We start from the raw sequence: 20,767 nt of genomic DNA on the forward strand, positions 1-20,767 counted from the left end.
GCAAAACGGGGCATATCGGCTCGTGGGTGGGACCACATTCTGGTAAGGTCACGGCATGGTCGAACCTGCCGGAAACGCCGAGATTGCTGCCCTTCGCGCTGCACTTGCCGCAGCCGAACAGCGTGCCGATCTGGCGGAAGCCGAAGCGGCGCGGGTTGTTGCAGAAAAGACCGATGGCGACGCCGAGATCGCCCGCCTCAAGCTCGAAATCGAAAAGCTCAAGCGCAGTCTTTATGGACAGCGCTCCGAGAGGAAGGCCAAGCTGCTCGACCAGCTCGAGTTCGAACTCGAGGATCTTGAAGCGGCGGCCACCGAAGACGAGCTTGCCGCCGAAATGGCCGCAGCCAAGGCTGCACCGGTCAGAGCCTTTACCCGCAAGCGGGCGCAACGGCGCGCCTTTCCCGATCACCTGCCGCGCGAGCGCGTCGTGGTGCCAGCGCCGCAAGCCTGTGAATGCTGCGGGTCCGATCACCTGGTCAAGCTGGGCGAGGACGTGACCGAAACGCTTGAGGTGATCCCGCGTCAATGGAAGGTGGTCCAGACGGTGCGGGAGAAGTTCAGTTGCCGGGATTGTGAGAAGATCAGTCAACCACCGGCACCATTCCATCCCACCCCGCGTGGCTTTGCCGGACCCAATCTTCTGGCGACGATCCTGTTTGAAAAGTTCGGTCAGCATCAGCCGCTCAACCGCCAGTCCGAGCGCTTTGCCAGAGAGGGCGTGCCCGTCAGTCTCTCGACGCTGGCCGATCAGGTTGGCGCCGCAACGGTTGCGCTCAAGCCGCTCCATGATCTGATCGCCGATCACGTGATGGCTGCCGATCGATTGCACGGGGACGACACCACCGTGCCGATCCTGGCCAAGGGTCAGACCAGAACGGGTCGGGTGTGGACTTACGTACGTGATAACCGCCCCTTCGGCGGTATCGATGGTCCGGCAGCTCTGTTCTTTGCTTCACCCGATCGTAGGGGCGAGCATCCAAGGAGCCATCTTGTCGACTATTCCGGCATCCTTCAGGTGGACGCCTTCGCCGGCTACAACGGCCTGTTCGATCCCGAGCGTCGCAGTGAGCCTATCCAGCCGGCCTTTTGCTGGGCTCACGGACGACGACCCTTGTTCGAGCTTGCCGATATCGAAAGGGTCCGAAAAAAGAACGGCAAGGGCGGCGCCATCTCTCCGGTTGCGCTCGAGGCGGTGCGCAGGATCGACGAGATCTTTGCCATCGAACGCGATCTTTATGGCCTGCCGCCTGATCAGCGTCTTGCCGAGCGGCAGCGGCTTTGCGCGCCACTGGTTGAGGAGCTGCATGCCTATATGATGACCGAGCGCGAAAAGCTCTCGCGTCACGCTCCGGTGGCCAAGGCCATGAACTATATGCTCGCGCGCTGGACAGGCTTTGCCGCATTCCTTGAGGATGGCCGCATATGCCTCTCGAACAACGCAGCCGAGCGGGCGCTGCGCGGAATTGCCCTTGGCAGAAAAGCGTGGCTGTTCGCTGGTTCGGACCGCGGTGCCCGCCGGGCCGCGTTCATGTACACCCTCATTGTCTCGGCCAAGCTCAACGATATCGATCCCCAGGCCTGGCTCGCCGACGTGCTCGCCCGCATTGCCGACATGCCGCAGAACCGGCTGGGAGAACTGCTTCCCTGGAACTGGGTGCCGCAGGCCACGCGTCAGGCCGCCTGATCGTGCAGCGCAATAAGGTTCATGCCGTCAAAACCATCGACCGCGTCGCTGCCGAGCTCGGCGAGACGGTCGACCGCATCTTCGACATCGCCATCGAAATGGAAACGGAAGACGGCGTGATCTGGGTCTATAGTCCCGCCGATGACGGTGGCACGATCGCCTTTACTGAAGATGGGATCGAGTGCCTCCGAAATCTCATCGAAGAACACCAATCAGCCGGATCCTGAAAGCTCCGCGGTTCTCAACGGATGCTTACGTTCAAAGCTTCCCTTCGGAGGACGCAGCTTTGGCTAAGGGCGATCTGGCGCATGAGTAGGCACTGGTTGGGGCACGGAAGTTCAATCGACGAGGATCGAGCTGGCGGTAACTACCTCGTCGGTACCGATTAGCCCCGACATGTTTTATCTATCGCCGTTCGCTGATTGGCCCCGCAGGGCGAAAAACAACGAGAAAAGCATGAAATTGGCGAAGTGATTATAATTGAGAAAGAGAAACATCGTGGTCGAGGCGAGAAGCATCGTTGTCATGATCGAAAACATTGCTGCCGCACCTTTCTTTCCCACTGATACCGTAGGCCTGTAAGACCGCCACAAGACATACGAGATAACGAGTGCGAGGACAATCGCTCCCAATGCCCCAAGGTCAACCATTGTCTGAATAAACGATTGGTGGAAGTGCGGAACTTCGTAATTTCTAAATTGCTGAATGGCGGTATTAATCGCACCTGACTCCGGTCCGGTGAAGTATCCGTTGAAACCCCACCCCAGAATAGGCCGCTCGGACCAGGCTATAAGGCCCCACTCCCAGAGCAGCGTTCGCCCCGTCAACGTTCCATCCCTGCCTAGAAAATCCAGCAACGTATACCAGTTGAGGATCGCGATACCACTGCCTACGCCCACGGCTACGAGGACAACAGCATAGAATACATCTACCCGAACGCCAATTCGGAGACACGTTAATGCAGTATAGTAGCAAAGGACGGCGGATATTAGCAACACGATACCTGTCGCTGATCCGGTGAAAATAATAAACGCGAAAAATATTATTGAGTATGCAAGACGTCTCCATCCACTGCTATAGGCATATACAATAATATATCCCAGAGTAGCATATAAGGATGCCATAATTTTGTGCGGGAAAAAGCCCCGGAAAGGCGCCCCGCCAAGAATGTTGCTTCGGCCGTGACTGTCGAAATAGTAGACCTGCCCGTATCCGACGAAATACGAAACAATTCCAGCTATCACTAGGATTAGTATGGTTCTTGCGAAGATATTGAGGATGTCTCGCAACCAGAGTTCGCTCGCCATAAGGTGGGCGACTACAATATTGCCGGCCAACATGCCGCCATAGACCAGGGTGGTTGAGGGCGAAGGGGACCACAGGGCCGAGAGCAGGATATATCCGCCTATCCCTATGGCAATATACAAGCTGGAAGTGTTTTGGCGTCGTAGAGTGATGAAGAAAAGCAGCGAAGCCGCATGGAGCGCGATCCAGCTCAAAGAAAAGGTAGCATTGCTTCCGACGGTGCCGTCGGTGTTGGTAGGAATGAGAACGACCGCGTTGGCTCCAAGTAGGCATGCTACATAGAGATGATAGAACGCATAGCGCATGCCCTTGATGGTCAGGCGCCCGTTTGAGGGAAGGCTTTGCGCTATTGCGACCAATTCAATCGTCCTTAATGGGCCTTCCGGTCTATCACCGAGGCAGTGCTCGGGCGGCACGTATCATGAAATCTGCGCTCACCGGAAGCTTGCCCAGTAGCTTTGCCACGGCGATGAAAAGCCGATACTTGGTCGGATAGGTAACGCCCTTGCCGTCGATAAGCGCCATCATCTCGTCTCCTGCCTTCTGCCGCCCCATAAGATAGAGTTTTACATTTCGACGGGCGAGATCACGCCAGATTTCGGGCTTTTCTGCCTCCAATACAAATTCCATTCCCTGCTCTCTCACCGACGCTAGAACTTCGGCCCGTCCCGACTCATCAAGTCCCGAGAGCTTGATGGCAAGATATTTGCAGTTGATCTGGTCGAATGCCTTTCGAGGCGCAAAGCTCACGCCATCGGCCTGTGCCGTTCGAAGATACAGAACCTCGTCAAGATAGACGGCCTGGCCGGTGCGTAACAACCTGAAGAACATATCCCAGTCGGCGCACCATTTGAACGCGGTCTCGTAAAGGCCCACGGCGTTCAAAGCCGACGCCCGATACATGACGGAACCATGCGTGAAGGGGCAATGGGTTCTGATGTCATTGAATACGATGGTTTCGCGATGGTGCGCACTGTCGTAGAATGTAGTCTTGGTGATCGGATCGGTGGTGGTACTGGCGGTCGCGCAGAACACGGCATCGGGGGCTCTTTCCAATGCTGCAACTTGCCGCTCAATCCGCTCGGGATGACATTCATCGCCTGAGCCAACGATGGCTATATACTTGGCTCTGGTTCGACGCAGGGCTAGGTTGAGGCCGGGGGTGAGACCCAGATTGGCTTCATGCCTATAAATATTGAATCGAGGATCGTTAAGGCTGGTTGCAACACGCTGCATTTCCGCCCAAGTCTCATCGGTGGAGCAGTCGTCCCAGATTAACGCCTCAAAATCGGCAAAGGTTTGCTCTGCGATCGAATTAAAGGTCCGCGCTACAACGCCGGCTCGATTGTGATACGGGCACAAAATCGCTACGCGTGGAATCTTTTCAGCAGGGGGCTGTTCAAAAGAAGTCATTTTACTGCCTTTGGCACTTCGCAATCAGTTGTTGGTACGCCGAAGAACGTTCGGAATTTTCGATCGCATTATTCGCACCGATTGCTTTAGGTCATATATGCGGGGAACGAGGAAGGTTCGGAAAGGGATGTTTTCGAGCCGGCGGCAGCTCACCATGTAGCCGGCAAGCAGAACGTATTGACCCACCACAAGCGCCCAAGCGCCGCCATGAACTCCGAGCGTTGGCACCAGCGCAAAGGCCAACCCCAAATTTATCAGCAGGCTGAAAATGATAACCGGGGTACCGAAGAATGGCTTACCTTGCCCGGCGAGCGTGGGGTAGATCACCTTGCCTGCTGCGGCCGGAGCCAAGCCGAAGGCCAGGATTTGGAGAGCGGTGCCGGCTGGGGCATAGTTGCCGCCGAGGATGATCGTCAAAAGCTGTGGTGCGGCGAACGCCACCAATATGGCAAGCGCAAGAAAGAACCAGAAAATCCAGCAGGCAATGCGGGCATTGCGGCCCAGAACCGAAACGCCCGGCTCTTGGCGGGCGGCGTTGGAAAAAAGGACCATGCCTAGGGCGGTGGCCGCTTGAAGGAAGATTTCGTTGACGCGGACTGCGGCGAAAAACTGGCCGGCGGCTTCAGCACCCCAATAGTTCTCGATGACGAACATCGAAATGCGCGAGCAGAGGGTGATGACGAACAGGTTGAAAGCAAAGATCAGACCATAGCCAAGCATGCCGCCGAGACGGTCTAGCCGGGGCAGCGGTTTGCCGGCACCGCGAAGAGCAAGCCACAACGCCACCGGCACGGCCAGGACGAAGCCGCCCACATGGGCCCATAGCGCGGTAAAGAGGGTTACGCTGGCCGTCAACGCCAAGCCTGCGGCGAAGATCATCAAGGCGATGCGGGGCAGGGTTTCGCTGAAACTGAAGGCGTTGATATCGCCGCGACCTAGATATACCCCTTGTATGAGCATAACGAACATCGTGGCCGCAACGCCCAAAACAATGAGGCCGCCAGTCTGGAGCGATGAAAGGCCGGGAATCTGGTCGCCATAAAGAAGGTAGATAACGGCCGCCGAAAAGAGGGTGAGGACGGGCCAGAGGACCAAAGTTGTTCCCACCGCCTCACCGGGGGTCATGCGCTTCTGGCCGATCTCGTATGTAAACGATTGGCGCAGCCCTAGGCTTCCCAGCATCGCCGCGAGCGTCATGGCCGTGGTGACAATCCCGAACCAGCCGAACTCGGCAGGCGTCATGAAGCGAGCGAGCAGAAGGAAGGCGACAAATTGAGCGATGCGGATAAAGCCGCGCGCAAACAAAATCGTCACCGCTTGGCGGACGAGATCGCTCATAAACCAGCTACCTTGGTCAAATCGACGGCGCCCCAGCGCTCCTCAGCAGGTTCATGGGCCGGGCGGATGCGGCCATCCGGGGCCACATGGCGCACCTCACAATCCATGAAATAGCCAGTGCGTTCCTGAACGGTCTGCCGGATCAACGCAATGAGATAAAGAATGTCGTCCGACGTCGCTCCGCCGGTGTTGACGAGGAAGTTGGCATGAAGAGGCGAGATTTGCGCTCCGTTGCAGCGGGCTCCCTTCAAACCAGCCTCCTCGATCGCCTTGCCGGGGGCGCCCACGGTTGCGTACATAGCGGGATCGGAAAGAAAGGTTGAGCCGCAATTGGGAAGGTTCTTCGGGAATTTGGCGCGGCGCGAAGCCATGATTGAGATCATCTCGCTGCGGATTTCTGAAGGATTGCCTGCCTCGAATTCCAAATCGGCCTCAAGCACAACGGCGCGGCGCGTTTGAAGCGTAGAAGTCCGATAGGCAAAGCCACAGGCTTCCTGATCGAGAGTAAAGAGATTTCCCGCCTCGTCTGCACACAGCACGGATTTGACGTTGAGTCCAACTCCCTTGCGCTGACTTCCTCCGTTCATCAGGATCAAGCCACCCAGCGTGCCGGGAATGCCAATGGTGTGCTCGATTCCCGAGAGGCCCTCGCAGCCGATACGCCGCGTAAAAAGCGGCATCCAGATTCCGGCTTGGGCCCAAGCAGAAGTCCCCGATATGGTCATCTGCGACATGGCGCGGGAGATGCGCAGCACAACACCTTCAAAACCGGCGCTGTCGAACAACACGTTGGATGCATCACCCACGATGAACAGCGGCTCCGGCCTGTCGGACATGACCGCCATGACGGAAGCGGCTTCCTTCGCGCTAGAAGGCTCGACGAGCGCCAGCGCCCGCCCGCCGATCTTCCAGCGTGAAAGAGGCGTCAGGTCCGCATTCCGGGTGATCCGGGCGCCAGTGCTTTCCAGAACGCCGAACAGATCGGGGAATGGCGAGGTCACTGTCGTTGGCTCCTATCCATTGGCGGCTTGAGCGATTTGATCCTCATGCACCGAGATGCGCGAGCCGAGCTGGTTGAGTTTGCCCTGAAGATCGTTGTAGCCCCGCAGGGCCATATGCACGTCCTGGATCACCGATCGGCCATTGGCGCAGAGCGCCGCCATGACCACGGCCATCGAACCGCGAAGATCGGTAGAATTGGCGACGCCAGGCTTGAACTGGGCCGGACCTTTAATCGTGATCTTGCCGCGCTCGGCGGCGAGGTGATCGCCCTTGACGAGCTTGGCAAGCTCGGAAACGAAGGCGATGCGCTCGGGATAGCGGTAATCGTAGACCCGAGAGGTGCCGGCGCCGGCCAGGGCCAGCATCACGTAAAATGCCTGCATGTCTGAAATGACGCCGGGATGGGCCCCGCAAGCCAGCTCGAACGGTTGTACGCTGCCCGAAACGAGGCAGTCAGGCGTCACGTGAATAGATGTGGAATTGCGAAATAGATCGACACCAGCCTGCTCGATATGAAGTAGCGGCACGGTCATGGACTCGAAGGGGGCGCCCTCGACGGTCAATTCGCCCTTGGCAAGGATGGCATAGACGATCCAAGTCAGTGCCTCGATGCGATCAGTCATCACCGCCATGCGGGCGCCGCCAAGGGTGCCGCCCTTGCCCTCGACCACAATGTGGCTGGTTCCATAAACGGAAATATCGGCGCCCATGCGTTGCAGGAAGGCGATCAGATCGGCGACTTCGGGCGTAATGTAGGCATTGAAGATTTCAGTGCGGCCCTTGGCTACGCTTGCGCAAAGCAACGCATTTTCCGTTCCACCGACAGTGGAAATGGGAAAATTTATCGTGCCGCCGATGAAGCCGTCCGGGGCATTGATCTCGATATGGTCGTCGCGCTCAGTGACGACCCCTCCCAGATCGCGCCAGACCATCATGTGCAAGTCATACCCGCGTCCGCCCGCCGCGCCGCCGCCGATGGGGCAGCCGCCGGGGTACGGGATGCGGGCGATTCCGGAGCGTATAACTTGGGAGGCTGCCAGCAGGTATGTGGTGCGGATGGGTACGTCAAATTGGTCGCGTGTGAGCAGCTTGGAACTAAGTCCGGAGGCGTCGATGTCGATCTTTTCGGCATCATCGTTGATAGCGACCGTTGCACCGATATCGCGACAGAAAGCGATCTTGTGCCCGACATCGACCAAGCGAGTAGGGAAGTTGGTCAACTCGACCTTCTCATCGGTGAGAAGTCCAGCGGCCAGCAGACGAGTCGCCGAATTCTTGGCGCCACTGACCCGAACCTTGCCGACCGGGGGAATGCCGCCATCAATCACTGCGTACATGTTCATATACCTCAAATGAGTTCAGGTTTTTTGTTCGCGTCGCTGTTTCATGGCTTCGGTCGCCACGATCCACAGGGCATGAGGGGTGGTGGTCAGATAGCGCCAGAAAAACTGCTTGGGCTTGGTGGCCATGCGATGCAGCCATTCGATGTTGTTGCGCTGCATCCATTCGGGAGCGCGGTCATATTCGCCCGCTACGTAGTTGAAACACCCGCCGCAGGTGACCAGCCAGCCCGACCTGATGCGATGGGCGTTCTTGACGCTGAAGAGCTGTTCATTGGGTTTGCCAAGCCCGACAAAAACGACATCGGCGCCGCTATGATTAATCAAGTCAATTACCGCATCGGCATCCTCGTGCGAAAAGTAACCGTGGTGACGTCCTGCGATCGAAAGGCCGGGGTAGATCTCTTCGAGGTTGCGCGCGCAGGCAGCGTTAACGGCTTCAGAGCCGCCCAAGAGAAAAAAACGGATACCTTCTTCGCGGGCGCGCAGAGCAAAGTCATGGATGAGGTCTGTAGTGGCGCTTCTTTCGGTGATCGGAGTTGGGTTCAGTCGCTTTGATAAGGTAACTAAAAACCCGCCGTCAGCATGAATGATGTCTGCCGATGCCAAGGCTGAGCGGTAGCTAGCGTCTGTCTTAGAGAGGGAGAGCCCGTGTCCGTTGATATCAAAAACAAGACGGGGACCAAACGGCCGATCATTTCTGCGAAACGCATGGCAATCTGAAATCAATGCCTCGGTGAGTTCGGAGCGTGATGCAGTTACCACTTGCTGCCCTCCGATGGTCATGCTGGGCAAATACGTCCACTGCATTCTTTCTGTCCTCTTCTCACGGCGAAGATCGCGCCCTATTTCTTTAGTCCGCATTGTAACCGGCATCTTCTATCGATTTTTTAAGGGCATCGTAATTTTTGATTACGGATCGATAGTCGTTAATTCCGGAGGACCGTATTTTTACGTCTGAATATATGGCCTTCACCCCGAGAAAATCGTATATAGTCTTCATGCATTCTTGATAATTTTCAGTAAAATACTCATAAGATACCTCGATCATTTCCGAATTTTCCAGCTGATCAAGCCGCTTTTCTTTGAATTCTTCTGCTTGATTCAAATTTTCTATGGCAGAGGGGATGTCTGCCTCAATAGAAACCAAAGTTTTCTCGCCGGGCTGGCTATAGTTATGAAAACTACTTGTATGGCTCGCAAATTCTCGCGACGCCGCAAGGGATAGATAGTTCTCTCGAGTTAAATGTATTATCTTGAGACCTTTCTTTTTTGCTATTTTTGTCCAAATTGCCTCATTTTCTCCATCGTTAGGGTGGTAGTAGAAAATCTTAAATCCAGCGGCCCTGATATTGCGGGAATGTCTTTTCCAGATAAAATCCATAATTATGCTAGGTGAAATTATCCTAGATTTTCTGAAAACCTCTCCTCTTGCGATTATGTTTGGGTGCATTGATAGTGTCTCTACAAGAAAACTTGACCCTGTTCTAGATCGCGTTAGAATAATGAATGGCACCGCTTGGCTATTAATATTAAATATGCCATAAAATTTACTTGCGGCAAATTTGGACAATGACAGCTTCATTTTGACAATCTAATGTTATGTAAGTGCCGAAGCATTAGGCTGCATAAAGCGGCGATTGCATCCGGAGCGCTAAAAAGTAAATAAACCTCTGCGGAACGCGCGGAAATACAAGTTGTCGATCGCAAATGTGCGTAGAGACAAGTTGGCGCATGTAAGCGAGCCCCTTCGTCATCGTCGTTTCATGCCGCATTTTTATAGGCCCCGTACCAGTCGACAAACGCCCTTACCCCCGGATCAATACCGATTTGTGGCACAAACCCTGTCAAAGCGTTCAAAAGAGACGCATCGGCAAATGTGGCCACCACATCGCCCTGCTGCATCTTGAGCATGTTTTTTTGCGCGGTCTTGCCCAGCGCTTCCTCGATCGTCGTTATGAAATCGAGCAGCTCGACCGGCTGGCCGCCCGCGATATTGACCACGCGAAAGGGAGCCACCGGAGACAGGGAATCGCTGCCCCCCTCGAATGTGACCGGTTCCCCCTCGGTAGGGACCGTTTCGGTCAGCCGGGCAATGGCTTCGATCAGATCGTCGATATAGGTAAAATCGCGCCGCATCTGGCCATTGCCGTAAACATCGATGGGGCGATCGGCCTCGATCGCATCAACGAATTTAAACAGCGCCATATCGGGGCGTCCCCAGGGGCCATAAACTGTAAAAAACCGAAAACAGGTCGTGGGGATCTTGAAGAGATGAGCATAGGAATGGCTCATCGCCTCGCCCGCCTTTTTGGTCGCGGCATAAAGCGAGACGGGGAAATCGGTGCGGTCGGTTTCCTTAAACGGCATCTCGGTATTGCCGCCATAAACCGATGAGGTCGAAGCCATCAGAAAATGTCTGACCGGATGGGCGCGCAGCGCTTCTAAAAGATTGAACGTGCCCGAAAGATTGGCATCGATATAGGTCTGGGGGTGCTCGATCGAATAGCGCACCCCGGCCTGGGCGGCGAGATGGACAACGATATCGGGAGCAAACGACGCCACAGCGCCTTCGATCGCGCCCTCGTCCTCGAGCATGGCCTTTAAAAAGGAAAACCGGTTGGAATAGCGCAAAAGCGCAAGCCGGGCGGTTTTAAGCCGCGGATCGTAATAATCGGTCATCCCGTCGAACCCCAAAACCTCGTGGCCATCGGCCAAAAGGCGTTCGGAAAGGTGATAGCCGATAAAGCCCGCGGCGCCGGTCACCAATATCTTCATTGGGCTGCCACACCGTGGGTGTCGAGTTCGGCCACATCCTGGGCCCGTCCGACCGAAACATAGGACAACCCAGCTGCCTCGACCTCATGGCGGCGATAGACATTGCGCAGATCGACAAGGACCGGCGCTGTCATTGCCTGTTTGACGCGCTTTAAATCGAGCGAGCGGAACTGGTTCCATTCGGTGACCAGAACCAGACAATCGGCGCCATTTGCCGCATCATAGGCGTCCTTTGCATATTGGACGCCCTCAAGCACGGTTTTTGCCGCCTCCATGCCCTCGGGATCATAGGCGCGCACGATCGCACCGGCGTCGCGCAGGGCCTGGATGATGGCGATCGAGGGCGCATCACGCATATCGTCGGTGTTGGGTTTGAACGTTAGTCCCAAAATACCGATTGTCTTGCCGCGCACGTCCCCGCCACAGGCTGAAATCACCTTGCGGCCCATTGCGCGTTTTCTGTGATCATTGACCGCCACTGTGGTTTCGATCAGACGCAGGGGCGCATCGAAATCCTGGCCGGTCTTGACCAGAGCCAATGTGTCTTTTGGAAAGCACGAGCCGCCATAGCCCGGGCCTGCGTTTAAAAACTTCGATCCGATCCGGTTGTCGAGCCCGATGCCGCGGGCCACGGCCTGCACGTCCCCGCCGGCCTTTTCGCACAGATCGGCCATTTCGTTGATAAAGGTGATCTTCATGGCCAGAAAACCATTGGCCGCGTATTTGATCAATTCGGCCGTGCGCCGGCCGGTAAACATTAATGGCGACTGGTTGAGATAGAGCGGGCGATAGACCTCTTCCATGACCGGGCGGGCCCGTTGATCCTCGAGCCCGACAACGATCCTGTCGGGGCGCTTGAAATCCTCGATCGCGGCGCCTTCGCGCAAGAATTCTGGGTTGGAAACGACAACGAAATCAGCATCGGGCCTGGTCTGGGCAATGATGCGCTCGACATCATCGCCGGTACCCACCGGAACCGTCGATTTGGTAACGATGACGGTAAACCCATCAAGCGCTTTTGCGATATCGGCGGCCGCTGCATGGACAAAGGAGAGATCGGCGTGCCCGTCCCCGCGGCGCGATGGCGTGCCAACGGCAATAAAGACCACATCGGCACCCGAAACCGCGCTTGCAAGATCGGTGGTAAAGCTCAGCCGGCCCGCTTTGGCGTTTTCGGCCACCAGAGTTTCGAGCCCGGGCTCATAGATGGGGATTTGTCCTCTTTCGAGCCGCTCGATCTTTTTTTGGTCGAGATCGACACAGGTCACATCGTGCCCGAAATCGGAAAAACATGCCCCGCTCACAAGGCCCACATAGCCCGCACCGATCATTGTAATGCGCATGGGTCTAGCTCCTTATCGCACCAAGGAGGGTTTTATAGACCTCCTCGGTCATTTCCTCTGGAGATTTTGTTGCACCGTTGAGGATGATGTCGGGGTTTTGGGGGGCTTCGAAGGGGCTGTCGATGCCTGTGAAGTTGGTGATCTGGCCGGCGCGGGCCTTGGCGTAAAGGCCCTTGGGGTCGCGGGCTTCGCAGATCTCGAGCGGGGTGTCGACATAGGCTTCGATGAAGTCGATATCGCCGGCCACTTCGCGGGCCAGACGCCGCTCGTTGCGGAACGGGGAGATGAACGAGACGAGCACGATCAGCCCGGCATCGGCCATCAGACGCGCCACTTCGGCAACCCGGCGGATGTTTTCGACCCGGGCGGCGTCGGTAAAGCCCAGATCCTTGTTGAGCCCGTGGCGGATGTTGTCGCCATCGAGGATATAGACGTGACGGCCCTCGGCGGTCAGGCGCTTTTCGAGCAGGTTGGCGACCGTGGACTTGCCCGACCCCGAGAGCCCGGTGAACCACACGATCTGCGGGGTCTGGCCCTTCTGGAGCGCGCGGACCTCGCGATTGACGTCGAACGCCTGGTAGGTGAGGTTCTGGCCGCGCTGCAGACCGTAGCTGATGGTGCCGGCGCCCAGGGTGAGATTATTGAGCCGGTCGATCAGGATGAACCCGCCGGTCAGCCCGTTGGTCTGGTAAGGATCAAACGCGATCGGCTTGTCGGTGGCCAGGGTGAGCGTTCCGACCTCGTTGAGCTCGAGCCGCTTGGCGGCGGATTTTTCCAGCGTGTTGACGTTGGTCTTGTGCTTGAGATCGGTCAGCGTGGCCGGCACCAGCTGGCTGCCGATCTTTAAGAGATAGGAGCGCCCGGGATAGGCGGGCTCGTCGGCCATCCACACGATCTCGGCCTGGAACTGGTTGGAATAGTCAGGGGTGTGGCCGGGATGGGTGAGCATGTCGCCGCGCGAGATGTCGATCTCGCGGTCGAGCACAAGGGTGATCGCCTGCCCGGCGATGGCGCTTTGCAGATCGCCATCCATTGTAACGATGCGGGCGATTTTGGCCGGCTTGCGCGAGGCGGCAACCAGAACCTCATCGCCCACCGAGACGGTGCCACCGGCAATGGTGCCCGAAAAGCCGCGGAAATCGAGATTGGGGCGGTTGACCCATTGTACCGGAAAGCGGAACGGGGTCTGGCTCTTGTCCTCGTCGACCACGATCTCTTCGAGATAGGGCAGCAAGGGCGTGCCGGTGTACCACGGGGTGCGCTCGGAGTTTTCGACAATGTTGTCGCCGCGCAGCGCCGAGATGGGCACGGCAGCGAGCGAAGCAAAGCCGAGATCCTTGGCAAAGGCTTTGTAGTCGGCAACGATTTCGTCGAAGACCTCTTGCGAATAGTCCATCAGATCGATCTTGTTGATGACCAGCACCACGTGCCTGACCCCGATCAGGGACAGAATGAAGCTGTGACGGCGGGTCTGGGTCAACAGCCCTTTGCGCGCATCGACCAGCAGCAGCGCCAGATCGGCGTTGGACGCGCCGGTCGCCATGTTGCGTGTGTATTGCTCGTGGCCGGGGGTATCGGCGACGATGAATTTGCGCTTCTCGGTGGAAAAGAACCGATACGCCACATCGATGGTGATGCCCTGTTCGCGCTCGGCGACAAGCCCGTCGACCAAAAGCGAGAAATCGATGCCCTCATCGCCCACATGGCGGTTGCGGCTGTCGGTCTTCAAAGTGGCCAACTGATCGTCGAGGATGAGCTGGCTGTCATAGAGCAGCCGCCCGATGAGGGTGGATTTGCCGTCGTCGACCGAGCCGCAGGTTAAAAAGCGCAGCAAAGACTTGTTGGTCTGCTGGTCCAGCCAGAGCCCGATATCGGTGTCGGCAGTGGGAAGGGAGGCTGCGGTCAAAGTGGACATCAAAAGTACCCTTCCTGCTTTTTCTTCTCCATCGAGCCGAGGGAATCGCTGTCGATCAGCCGCCCCTCGCGCTCGGAGGTCCGCGATGCCTGCATCTCCATGATGATCTCGGGCAGCGTGGCCGCAGAGGATTCGATGGCGCCGGTCAGCGGGTAACAGCCCAGCGTCCTGAACCGCACCATCGCCTCTTTGGGCGTCTCGCCCGGATCGAGCCGCATGCGCTCGTCATCGACCATGATCAGCGTGCCCGAACGCTCGACCACCGGGCGCTTCTTGGCATAATAGAGCGCGGGCAATTCGATGTTTTCGGCATAGATGTAGGTCCACACATCGAGCTCGGTCCAGTTCGAGATCGGGAACACCCGCATCGATTCGCCCGGGTTGAGCCGCGTGTTGAACACCCGCCACAGCTCGGGCCGCTGGGTCTTGGGGTCCCAGGCGTGGGACGCGTTGCGGTGCGAAAAGATCCGCTCCTTGGCGCGGCTCTTTTCCTCGTCGCGCCGCGCCCCCCCGATCGCCGCATCGTACCCGCCGGCCGAAAGCGCCTGGCGCAGCGCCTGGGTCTTCATGATGTCGGTATAGCGCGCCGAGCCGTGATCGAACGGGTTGATCCCCGCAGCCTTGCCCTCGGGATTGGTGTGCACAACCAACTCGAACCCGTACTGCTCGGCCATCCGGTCGCGAAACGCGATCATCTCACGAAACTTCCAGGTCGTATCGATGTGCAAAAGCGGAAACGGAATACGCGAGGGATAAAACGCCTTGCGCGCAAGATGCAGCAAAACCGAGGAATCCTTGCCGATCGAATACATCATCACAGGACGCTCAAAACTCGCCGCAACCTCCCGGAAAATCTCAATGCTCTCACTCTCCAAACGGGAAAGATGCGACAGGGAAGTGGGGGAGGGTTTGAGCGCAGGCTGCATTGTCTTTGGGTCCTTGCAGATCGAGGCGACAAGGGCGCCGTCTCCGACGGCCCAGAAATGGGTGTTGGCGAAATCTGTGTCATGGGTCTGGTTGCGCTTGCCATAGAAAAGCGCCGTACCATCCATATCGAGCACCTGGCCCCCAGCCGCGCGCAGGATCGCATCGCCAGCAGCGGTATCCCACTCCATGGTGCGCCCAAAGCGCGGATAAAGATCGGCACCCCCTTCGGCAACAAGGCAGAATTTGAGCGAGGAGCCCATCGAGGCAAAATCGGCGATCTCGAGCCCATCGAGCCTGGGATCGTCTTCCCCGCTGCCATGGGAGCGGCTGCCCACAAGCGTCAGGCCCTTGGGCGGCGCTGCGCGCACGGCAATGGCCATGGGTTCGATAAGCTCGTGATCCTCGACCATGGAAACAAAGGCGCCAGCCTCACGCGATCCCCACCAGATGCGCTTGAGGGCCGGGGCATAAACGACACCGGCTACTGGCACGCCATGTTCGATCAGGGCGATATTGACCGTGAATTCGCCATTGCGGGCGATAAATTCCTTGGAGCCATCGAGCGGATCGACAAGAATGAAGCGTTCGCCGCATTGGGGCACGTTTCCGTTGGCGACGGCTTCCTCGGCGACGACCGGAATATCGGGAAATGCAGCGTCAAGCCGCGAAAGGATGAGCGCTTCGGCCGCCGTATCGGCTTCGGTCAGGGGAGACGCATCGGCTTTGGTCGTTACCTCGAACTTGCGGCCGTAGATCGAAAGGATCAGGGCGCCGGCCTCAAGGGCGATGGAATTGAAAATATCGCTGACATCGCCCACCCCATCAAACGGAGCGGAAGTCGATTGGGCCGTGGGCGTCATCTCTTGAACTCTTAAACTTTGTGGGATTGTCGTCCCTCTATACGCGAGGAACATGGCTTGGGAAACCGAAGGCGTTAGAGGCCAGAGCCGCCCAGAAATTCCTGCCGCAGGGTCTTAAGGATGATCTTGATATCCAAAAGCAGCGAGAAATTTTCGATATAGGCAAGATCGTGATCGATCCTGGCCCGTGCCCTTGCGCCATTGTCGGTGGGGCCGCGCAATCCATTGGCCTGGGCCCAGCCCGAAAGACCAGGCTTCATGGTCTGGCGCGCGCGATAATAGGGAACCAGCTCCTTGTAGGTCGTGCCGCCGGCCAACATGCCAAAAGCATGCGGACGCGGCCCGATCAGCGACATCTCGCCTTTGAGAATGTTTAAGAGCTGGGGCAATTCGTCGAGCGAAGTGCGGCGCAGAAAGCGCCCGATCGGGGTGATCCTTGGATCATCGCTGGTCGTCTGGGCGACCCCCGAGATGTCGCAGCGATCCATATACATCGAGCGGAACTTGTAGATTTCGATGGGTTTGCCATCGAGGCCCTCGCGCCTCTGGCGAAACAGTGCCGGCCCCCCGCTGGTCAACCGGATGGCGAGCGCAATCATCAACAATGCCGGGGCAAACATCAAAAGGGTGATGGCACTGAAGGCAATATCCATGATGCGCTTTAATACAAGCTGCATGCGTCGCATCGGTGTGGGGGACACCGGGGCCGGCTCGCCATTCATGAAGGTCAGGGGCAGGCCTGAGTGGAGAGAAACACGGCTGCCCATACTCGGTGTGGGCTCGCGTCCGACTGGCAGGACATAGGGTCCAGCTTCAGCCTTAGAATAGTCGTAGGCTTCGCTTCGAGCGTGCACCCGCTCCTTGGCGAATTCCAGCATATCCCCAATCCTCAACGCTACTTGCACCAAATGTAGGCTGCCGGCCCCATATGGCACAAATTTGTCTAGCGGTGAACCTTTAGTTAGCGCTTGGTTAATGTGGATGGGCGGGATCGCCATAGACGACTCAATCAATCGTATTACTTGCACCAATTGAAATCGCCCGTGTTTCCAAGGGCGTGTAGCGTCGGGCGGTTTGCAGGGCATGCGGGCAGCGAAATGGTGCCATGCAGGAGGCGCAGCCCTTAAATGGACCGCCAGGCAACAATTGTATCTATCGGCGGGAAACTTTTTTAATCGGGCAGCGCTAATCTTACTGGCGAAACTCGAGGTGAACCATGCCCGTCCTTGCGGTCTTTGCACTGGCCATTTGTTCAAGCACTCGCTTCGGCGTGTCGTCGGGACCGGCTATCGGTTTTGCGCTTTTTTTCTGGACCCTTCTGGCGCTTTTAAGTGGCACTCCGATCATGGCAATAGGATGCGTCATTGCTGGCGCCAATCTGGGCTGGCTGGCCGGGCTTTGGCTGCAGACCCAGGTTCACCCCCGGCATGCCGCCGGCTCATTCTGATCGGTTGGCCCCAATCTTGGCCATCCCAAGGTTTGATTTGCACCCTGAGCCCACATCACCGATTTCAGTTTAAGCGTTCGTGCCAACTGGTTGCCCCGGTTTAAAGAGCGCCAGAAGTGGGTGCACCAAGCGCCGCAGCGGGCTTTCCCACGAGTGGGCGGCTCAATAGGGGCGACCACGGCCAACGTTTCTTGCCGTGATACCAAATACAAGGCCCCACATGGCCGGTCGGGCAGCGGATCGGACCGAATGAAAAAGGTCGAACTGCGGCCAGCGGCCGGATCAAATCGGTCCCGGCAGCATCGAGTGCATCGCCAATATCGATAGCCATGGCGATCTTTCGGCGCCCGGGCCGGAGATGCTCCCATAGCGAACAGACGCTCGGGCAAGGCGTTCCCTGCCGAGCGTCCAAAGTGGGGTAAACTTTGGGCTTTATCACCCCGTATGGCGATCGTGGTAGAACCGTGCGATGTCGTCGATGAGATTTGTCGCCCTCTGGCGGGTGTCTCTGGAGAGGGCGCGTCTGGGCGCAGGGTGGGGATTGACCGCGGGCTCAGCCCTTGGAGAGCTCTGCGCATTGGCGGTGTGGGCGACGTTAGCGCGGGACGCGCGCCTGCTGGCGCCGACAAAGACCACAGCCCCGATTACGAGCCCGGCGAGAACGGCAATGATGAGGATCGGCTGAGCCTGATCGAGCAAAGAAGGGTCCATTGTGTGCCTGTCGGTTCTCGTTTGGGTCTGCCCGGTCCCTTTTGGGGGCAAGCATAGGATGATAAGCGGTCCCGATGCCACGCGTTCCCCCGCTTAGCGTTAATCGAGGGTCTTGCAACAAGGGGTGTTTTGTCCCGATCGATTGCGGCCCCGCGCTTTTCGAAAGGGACAACAAGCCCCCAAGGGTTTGAGGACATGAGCCGGCCGGTTTTGAACCGGTCGGCTTGGCTATCAGGAAATGGAGTTCCAGCGCCGCGGATCGTTGGACGACATGGCGACAAGGGTGTGACCGGTCTGGTCGAAGGGCTTGATCTGGCTGGTGAGATTGTCGAGCACATAATCGCCGGCCGTGGTGCGCACAACGAGCACCGCATGACCTTCACCGCGGGCGGTAAAGCCGATGGCCAGGCGCAGGGCGCCGGCGGGCACGCCGCGGGCGATCAGCTGGGCGCGCTTGTTCATGGCGTAGTCCTTGCAGTCGCCAACCCGTGCGCCCACGGTCCAGACCTGGGTTGAACGCCTCTGGGGGCGGATCGAGGAGTTGACCGTGCGGTTGACGGTGTTGAGCGCGCTCATCAGATTGGTGTCCATCTGGAGCTGGGCGGCGGGGGCCGGAGCGCAATAGGACGGCGATGTCATGCAAAAGATCTGCAGACCCAAAGGAGCTGCGGTTGCCGATGCGGTTGAAATCCGCATGACCGAACCCGAGAGCCCGGTGCGATCTGTGGGCTGGGGAGCAAGGGCCAAGGACGGGGCTGATGCCAGGGCGAGGGTGAGCGCCAGAACGGCGCCGGAAACATAGGACGCGATACGCATAATCGGTGGTTCTCCACAAACGGGAGCCCACAAAAGGGTCCTTCAGACCCCCGCAGCGCCCCCAAAGCTTTCTGCTGGGAACCATCCTGACATCCCCCCATTTCAAACTTGTCGATTGTTTGATTACAATTTGAGATAAATCAGAATGGAACCATGCGGCGGGTGGGAACCTTGTTGATTTGGTTGCATTATTTGCAGGCGACGAACAAGGGCATGGTTATTGACTCATGAATGACCCTGACGTATGAATTCAAATTGGAACGGTGCATTCTACGCCTGGAGGCGGCTTGAACATGATCAAATTTATTAAATCTGCGGCTGTAGCCGCGCTTCTGTCGGCGGCCGTCGTGGCGCCCGGTTATTCCCAGACAGTTGATACATCGGCGGTGGTGGCAGCTTGCGCACCAGTCGATGCTTCCGAGGATGCCTGTCTCGCTGCGATTGCGTCATTCAATGCCTCGCTGGCTGGACTTTCGGCCGCGGAAGCCGATGCTGCTCTGGGTGAACTCGCGGGCGCCCTCGCAGCCGCCTCGCTTGAAGAGGGAAGCAATTCGGCTGTGATCGCCGCCGGTTTGACCGCCATTGCCGCCGAGGTAACGGATCCCGAGCAGGCCGCGCAGATTATCCAGATTGCCGCGGCCGTCGAAACGGATGCCGATATTCCGGTTTTTGCGGTACCTGGCGGAACGCCTGCCAGCCCGAACTGATTTTGAAAAGTGCCCGCTCCGGCGGGCATTTTTTTATCTGCTGATTTTCCTGATAATGTCTTCAAGGACATCGCAGGCAAGGGCGATGTCCTTTTGCGTTCCAACGCTCATTCTTATGCAGCGATTTAACCCTGGAACGGCGGGTTTGCGGATGAAAACGCCGCGGGCCTGCATCTCGGTAAGCACCATGGTCGCGTAGGTGTCGTCGGCGTCACAATCGATCGCTACAAAATTGGTGGCCGAGACGATGGGCTTTAGGCCCAGGCCTCGGGCGCGCGTGATGATTTCGTCGCGACCGGCGGCGATGGCAGCGAGAGTCTGGGCAAGATAATCTTGATCGGCCAGCGCTGTGACAGCGGCGATCTGGGAAAGTTTGGTGACCCCGAAATGGTTGCGGATGCGATCGAAACCGGCGATGGCGTGCGGGGTGCCGATGGCATATCCAATCCGCATGCCGGCAAGACCATAAGCCTTTGAAAATGTACGATATCGCAAAAGGTTGGGGCGCATCAACGCCATAGGCGGCAGCGTGCTGGCGGGTGCGGTTTCGCCATAGGCCTCGTCGAGGATGATCAGCGTATCGGCGGGGATTGCGTCGATGAAGTGGGTGATCTCATCGGCGCTCCACCATGTGCCCATGGGGTTGTCGGGGTTGGCGAGGTAGACGATTTTGGGCCCGACATCCAAAACAGTGTCCAAAAGACCTGAAAGGCTTTCGCGGTCTTTTTCGTCGTAGGGAATTTTGACAAGTTCTGCGCCCTGGGCTGCGACGTGGTAGTTGAAGGTGGGGTAGGCGCCCAGCGAGGTCACGACCTTGTCGCCCGGTTCGAGATAGAGCCGGCAGGTGAGCCCAAGCAGGCCATCGATCCCTTCACCGATGGCGATGGTTTCCATCGGCGTGCCCAGATGGCGAGCAAGCGCCTCTTTGAGTTCATGATTTTCAGAATCGCCATACGTCCACACGTCGGGTGCGGCCTCGGCGATGGCAGCGATGACCTTTGGGGACGGGCCGAAGGGGCTTTCGTTGGCGCCCAGCCGTGCCCTCAATTTGATGCCCGTCTTGCGCTCGATGACCTCCGGGCCAACGAAAGGGACGGTGGCAGGGAGGGACGCGATAATGGCGGAAAGATCAGGTCCGGCCATGGTTTTCCTCAATGTGACGCTCAAATGACCCTCTGTGC

At 57.8% G+C, this 20,767-nt stretch carries 19 protein-coding genes and 1 pseudogene; 3 read left to right on the forward strand and 17 right to left on the reverse strand.

Features of this window, described 5'->3' with window-relative positions:
* Positions 1-55: 55 nt before the first annotated feature.
* Positions 56-1,684, forward strand: a complete 1,629-nt coding sequence (gene tnpC, locus V6617_RS02380) for an IS66 family transposase (RefSeq protein WP_338606831.1) — start codon at positions 56-58, stop codon at positions 1,682-1,684.
* On the opposite strand, the gene V6617_RS02385 is transcribed toward tnpC, so the two are convergent.
* The 14 genes and pseudogenes from V6617_RS02385 to V6617_RS02450 form a co-directional block, all read right to left on the reverse strand.
* Complete coding sequence (locus V6617_RS02385; protein WP_338606832.1) at positions 1,672-1,896, reverse strand: hypothetical protein; 225 nt, start codon at positions 1,894-1,896, stop codon at positions 1,672-1,674. The two genes, tnpC and V6617_RS02385, sit on opposite strands and share 13 nt — an antisense overlap.
* A gap of 189 nt (positions 1,897-2,085) precedes the next feature.
* On the reverse strand, positions 2,086-3,348 hold the full coding sequence (locus V6617_RS02390) for an O-antigen ligase family protein (RefSeq protein WP_338608846.1): 1,263 nt from the start codon (positions 3,346-3,348) through the stop codon (positions 2,086-2,088).
* Between the two features lie 31 nt (positions 3,349-3,379).
* Positions 3,380-4,402: a glycosyltransferase family 2 protein gene (locus V6617_RS02395; protein ID WP_338608848.1), complete on the reverse strand. Its 1,023-nt coding sequence runs from the start codon at positions 4,400-4,402 to the stop codon at positions 3,380-3,382.
* A gap of 24 nt (positions 4,403-4,426) precedes the next feature.
* Entirely contained in the window at positions 4,427-5,740 is a 1,314-nt protein-coding gene (locus V6617_RS02400; RefSeq protein ID WP_338608850.1) for a lipopolysaccharide biosynthesis protein, read from the reverse strand.
* On the reverse strand, positions 5,737-6,741 hold the full coding sequence (murB, locus tag V6617_RS02405; protein WP_338608851.1) for a UDP-N-acetylmuramate dehydrogenase: 1,005 nt from the start codon (positions 6,739-6,741) through the stop codon (positions 5,737-5,739). Before murB ends, V6617_RS02400 begins: the two co-directional genes overlap by 4 nt.
* A 12-nt stretch (positions 6,742-6,753) precedes the next feature.
* Complete coding sequence (locus V6617_RS02410) at positions 6,754-8,079, reverse strand: UDP-N-acetylglucosamine 1-carboxyvinyltransferase (protein ID WP_338608853.1); 1,326 nt, start codon at positions 8,077-8,079, stop codon at positions 6,754-6,756.
* 21 nt (positions 8,080-8,100) lie between these two features.
* The gene (locus tag V6617_RS02415; RefSeq protein ID WP_338608855.1) at positions 8,101-8,892 is read right to left on the reverse strand and encodes a WecB/TagA/CpsF family glycosyltransferase; all 792 of its coding nucleotides are present in this window, start codon (positions 8,890-8,892) and stop codon (positions 8,101-8,103) included.
* A gap of 43 nt (positions 8,893-8,935) precedes the next feature.
* On the reverse strand, positions 8,936-9,667 hold the full coding sequence (locus V6617_RS02420; RefSeq protein ID WP_338608856.1) for a hypothetical protein: 732 nt from the start codon (positions 9,665-9,667) through the stop codon (positions 8,936-8,938).
* Between the two features lie 179 nt (positions 9,668-9,846).
* Positions 9,847-10,860 carry an NAD-dependent epimerase/dehydratase family protein gene (locus V6617_RS02425; RefSeq protein ID WP_338608858.1) on the reverse strand — a complete coding sequence of 338 codons (1,014 nt, stop codon included), beginning with the start codon at positions 10,858-10,860 and terminating at the stop codon, positions 9,847-9,849.
* Entirely contained in the window at positions 10,857-12,203 is a 1,347-nt protein-coding gene (locus tag V6617_RS02430) for a UDP-glucose/GDP-mannose dehydrogenase family protein (protein ID WP_338608860.1), read from the reverse strand. Before V6617_RS02430 ends, V6617_RS02425 begins: the two co-directional genes overlap by 4 nt.
* A gap of 4 nt (positions 12,204-12,207) precedes the next feature.
* Complete coding sequence (cysN, locus tag V6617_RS02435) at positions 12,208-14,118, reverse strand: sulfate adenylyltransferase subunit CysN (RefSeq protein WP_338608861.1); 1,911 nt, start codon at positions 14,116-14,118, stop codon at positions 12,208-12,210.
* On the reverse strand, positions 14,118-15,044 hold the full coding sequence (cysD, locus tag V6617_RS02440; RefSeq protein ID WP_338610802.1) for a sulfate adenylyltransferase subunit CysD: 927 nt from the start codon (positions 15,042-15,044) through the stop codon (positions 14,118-14,120). The genes cysN and cysD overlap by 1 nt, the downstream gene beginning before the upstream one ends.
* Before the next feature lie 108 nt (positions 15,045-15,152).
* Positions 15,153-15,959 (reverse strand): annotated as a pseudogene (gene cysQ, locus V6617_RS02445) (3'(2'),5'-bisphosphate nucleotidase CysQ); the annotation flags it as partial.
* Positions 15,960-15,979: 20 nt separating this feature from the next.
* Positions 15,980-16,783 (reverse strand): exopolysaccharide biosynthesis polyprenyl glycosylphosphotransferase, encoded by an 804-nt coding sequence (locus V6617_RS02450; RefSeq protein WP_338608863.1) that lies wholly within the window; start codon positions 16,781-16,783, stop codon positions 15,980-15,982.
* A 338-nt stretch (positions 16,784-17,121) separates the two neighbouring features.
* On the opposite strand from V6617_RS02450, the gene V6617_RS02455 reads away from it, so the two are divergent.
* Positions 17,122-17,352: a hypothetical protein gene (locus tag V6617_RS02455; protein ID WP_338608864.1), complete on the forward strand. Its 231-nt coding sequence runs from the start codon at positions 17,122-17,124 to the stop codon at positions 17,350-17,352.
* 435 nt (positions 17,353-17,787) lie between these two features.
* On the opposite strand, the gene V6617_RS02460 is transcribed toward V6617_RS02455, so the two are convergent.
* Both V6617_RS02460 and V6617_RS02465 read right to left on the reverse strand, forming a co-directional pair.
* Positions 17,788-18,063: a hypothetical protein gene (locus V6617_RS02460; RefSeq protein ID WP_338608866.1), complete on the reverse strand. Its 276-nt coding sequence runs from the start codon at positions 18,061-18,063 to the stop codon at positions 17,788-17,790.
* Between the two features lie 231 nt (positions 18,064-18,294).
* Complete coding sequence (locus V6617_RS02465; protein WP_338608868.1) at positions 18,295-18,879, reverse strand: transglutaminase-like cysteine peptidase; 585 nt, start codon at positions 18,877-18,879, stop codon at positions 18,295-18,297.
* Between the two features lie 293 nt (positions 18,880-19,172).
* Here V6617_RS02465 and V6617_RS02470 point away from each other — a divergent pair, with 293 nt between their 5' ends.
* Entirely contained in the window at positions 19,173-19,586 is a 414-nt protein-coding gene (locus V6617_RS02470) for a hypothetical protein (protein WP_338608870.1), read from the forward strand.
* A 33-nt stretch (positions 19,587-19,619) separates the two neighbouring features.
* Here the strand turns inward: V6617_RS02470 and V6617_RS02475 are convergent, their stop codons facing one another.
* Entirely contained in the window at positions 19,620-20,729 is a 1,110-nt protein-coding gene (locus V6617_RS02475; protein WP_338608872.1) for a pyridoxal phosphate-dependent aminotransferase, read from the reverse strand.
* Positions 20,730-20,767 lie beyond the last annotated feature (38 nt).

The sequence above is a fragment of the Pelagibacterium nitratireducens genome, from assembly GCF_037044555.1.
GTDB classification, from domain to species: Bacteria; Pseudomonadota; Alphaproteobacteria; order Rhizobiales; family Devosiaceae; genus Pelagibacterium; species Pelagibacterium nitratireducens.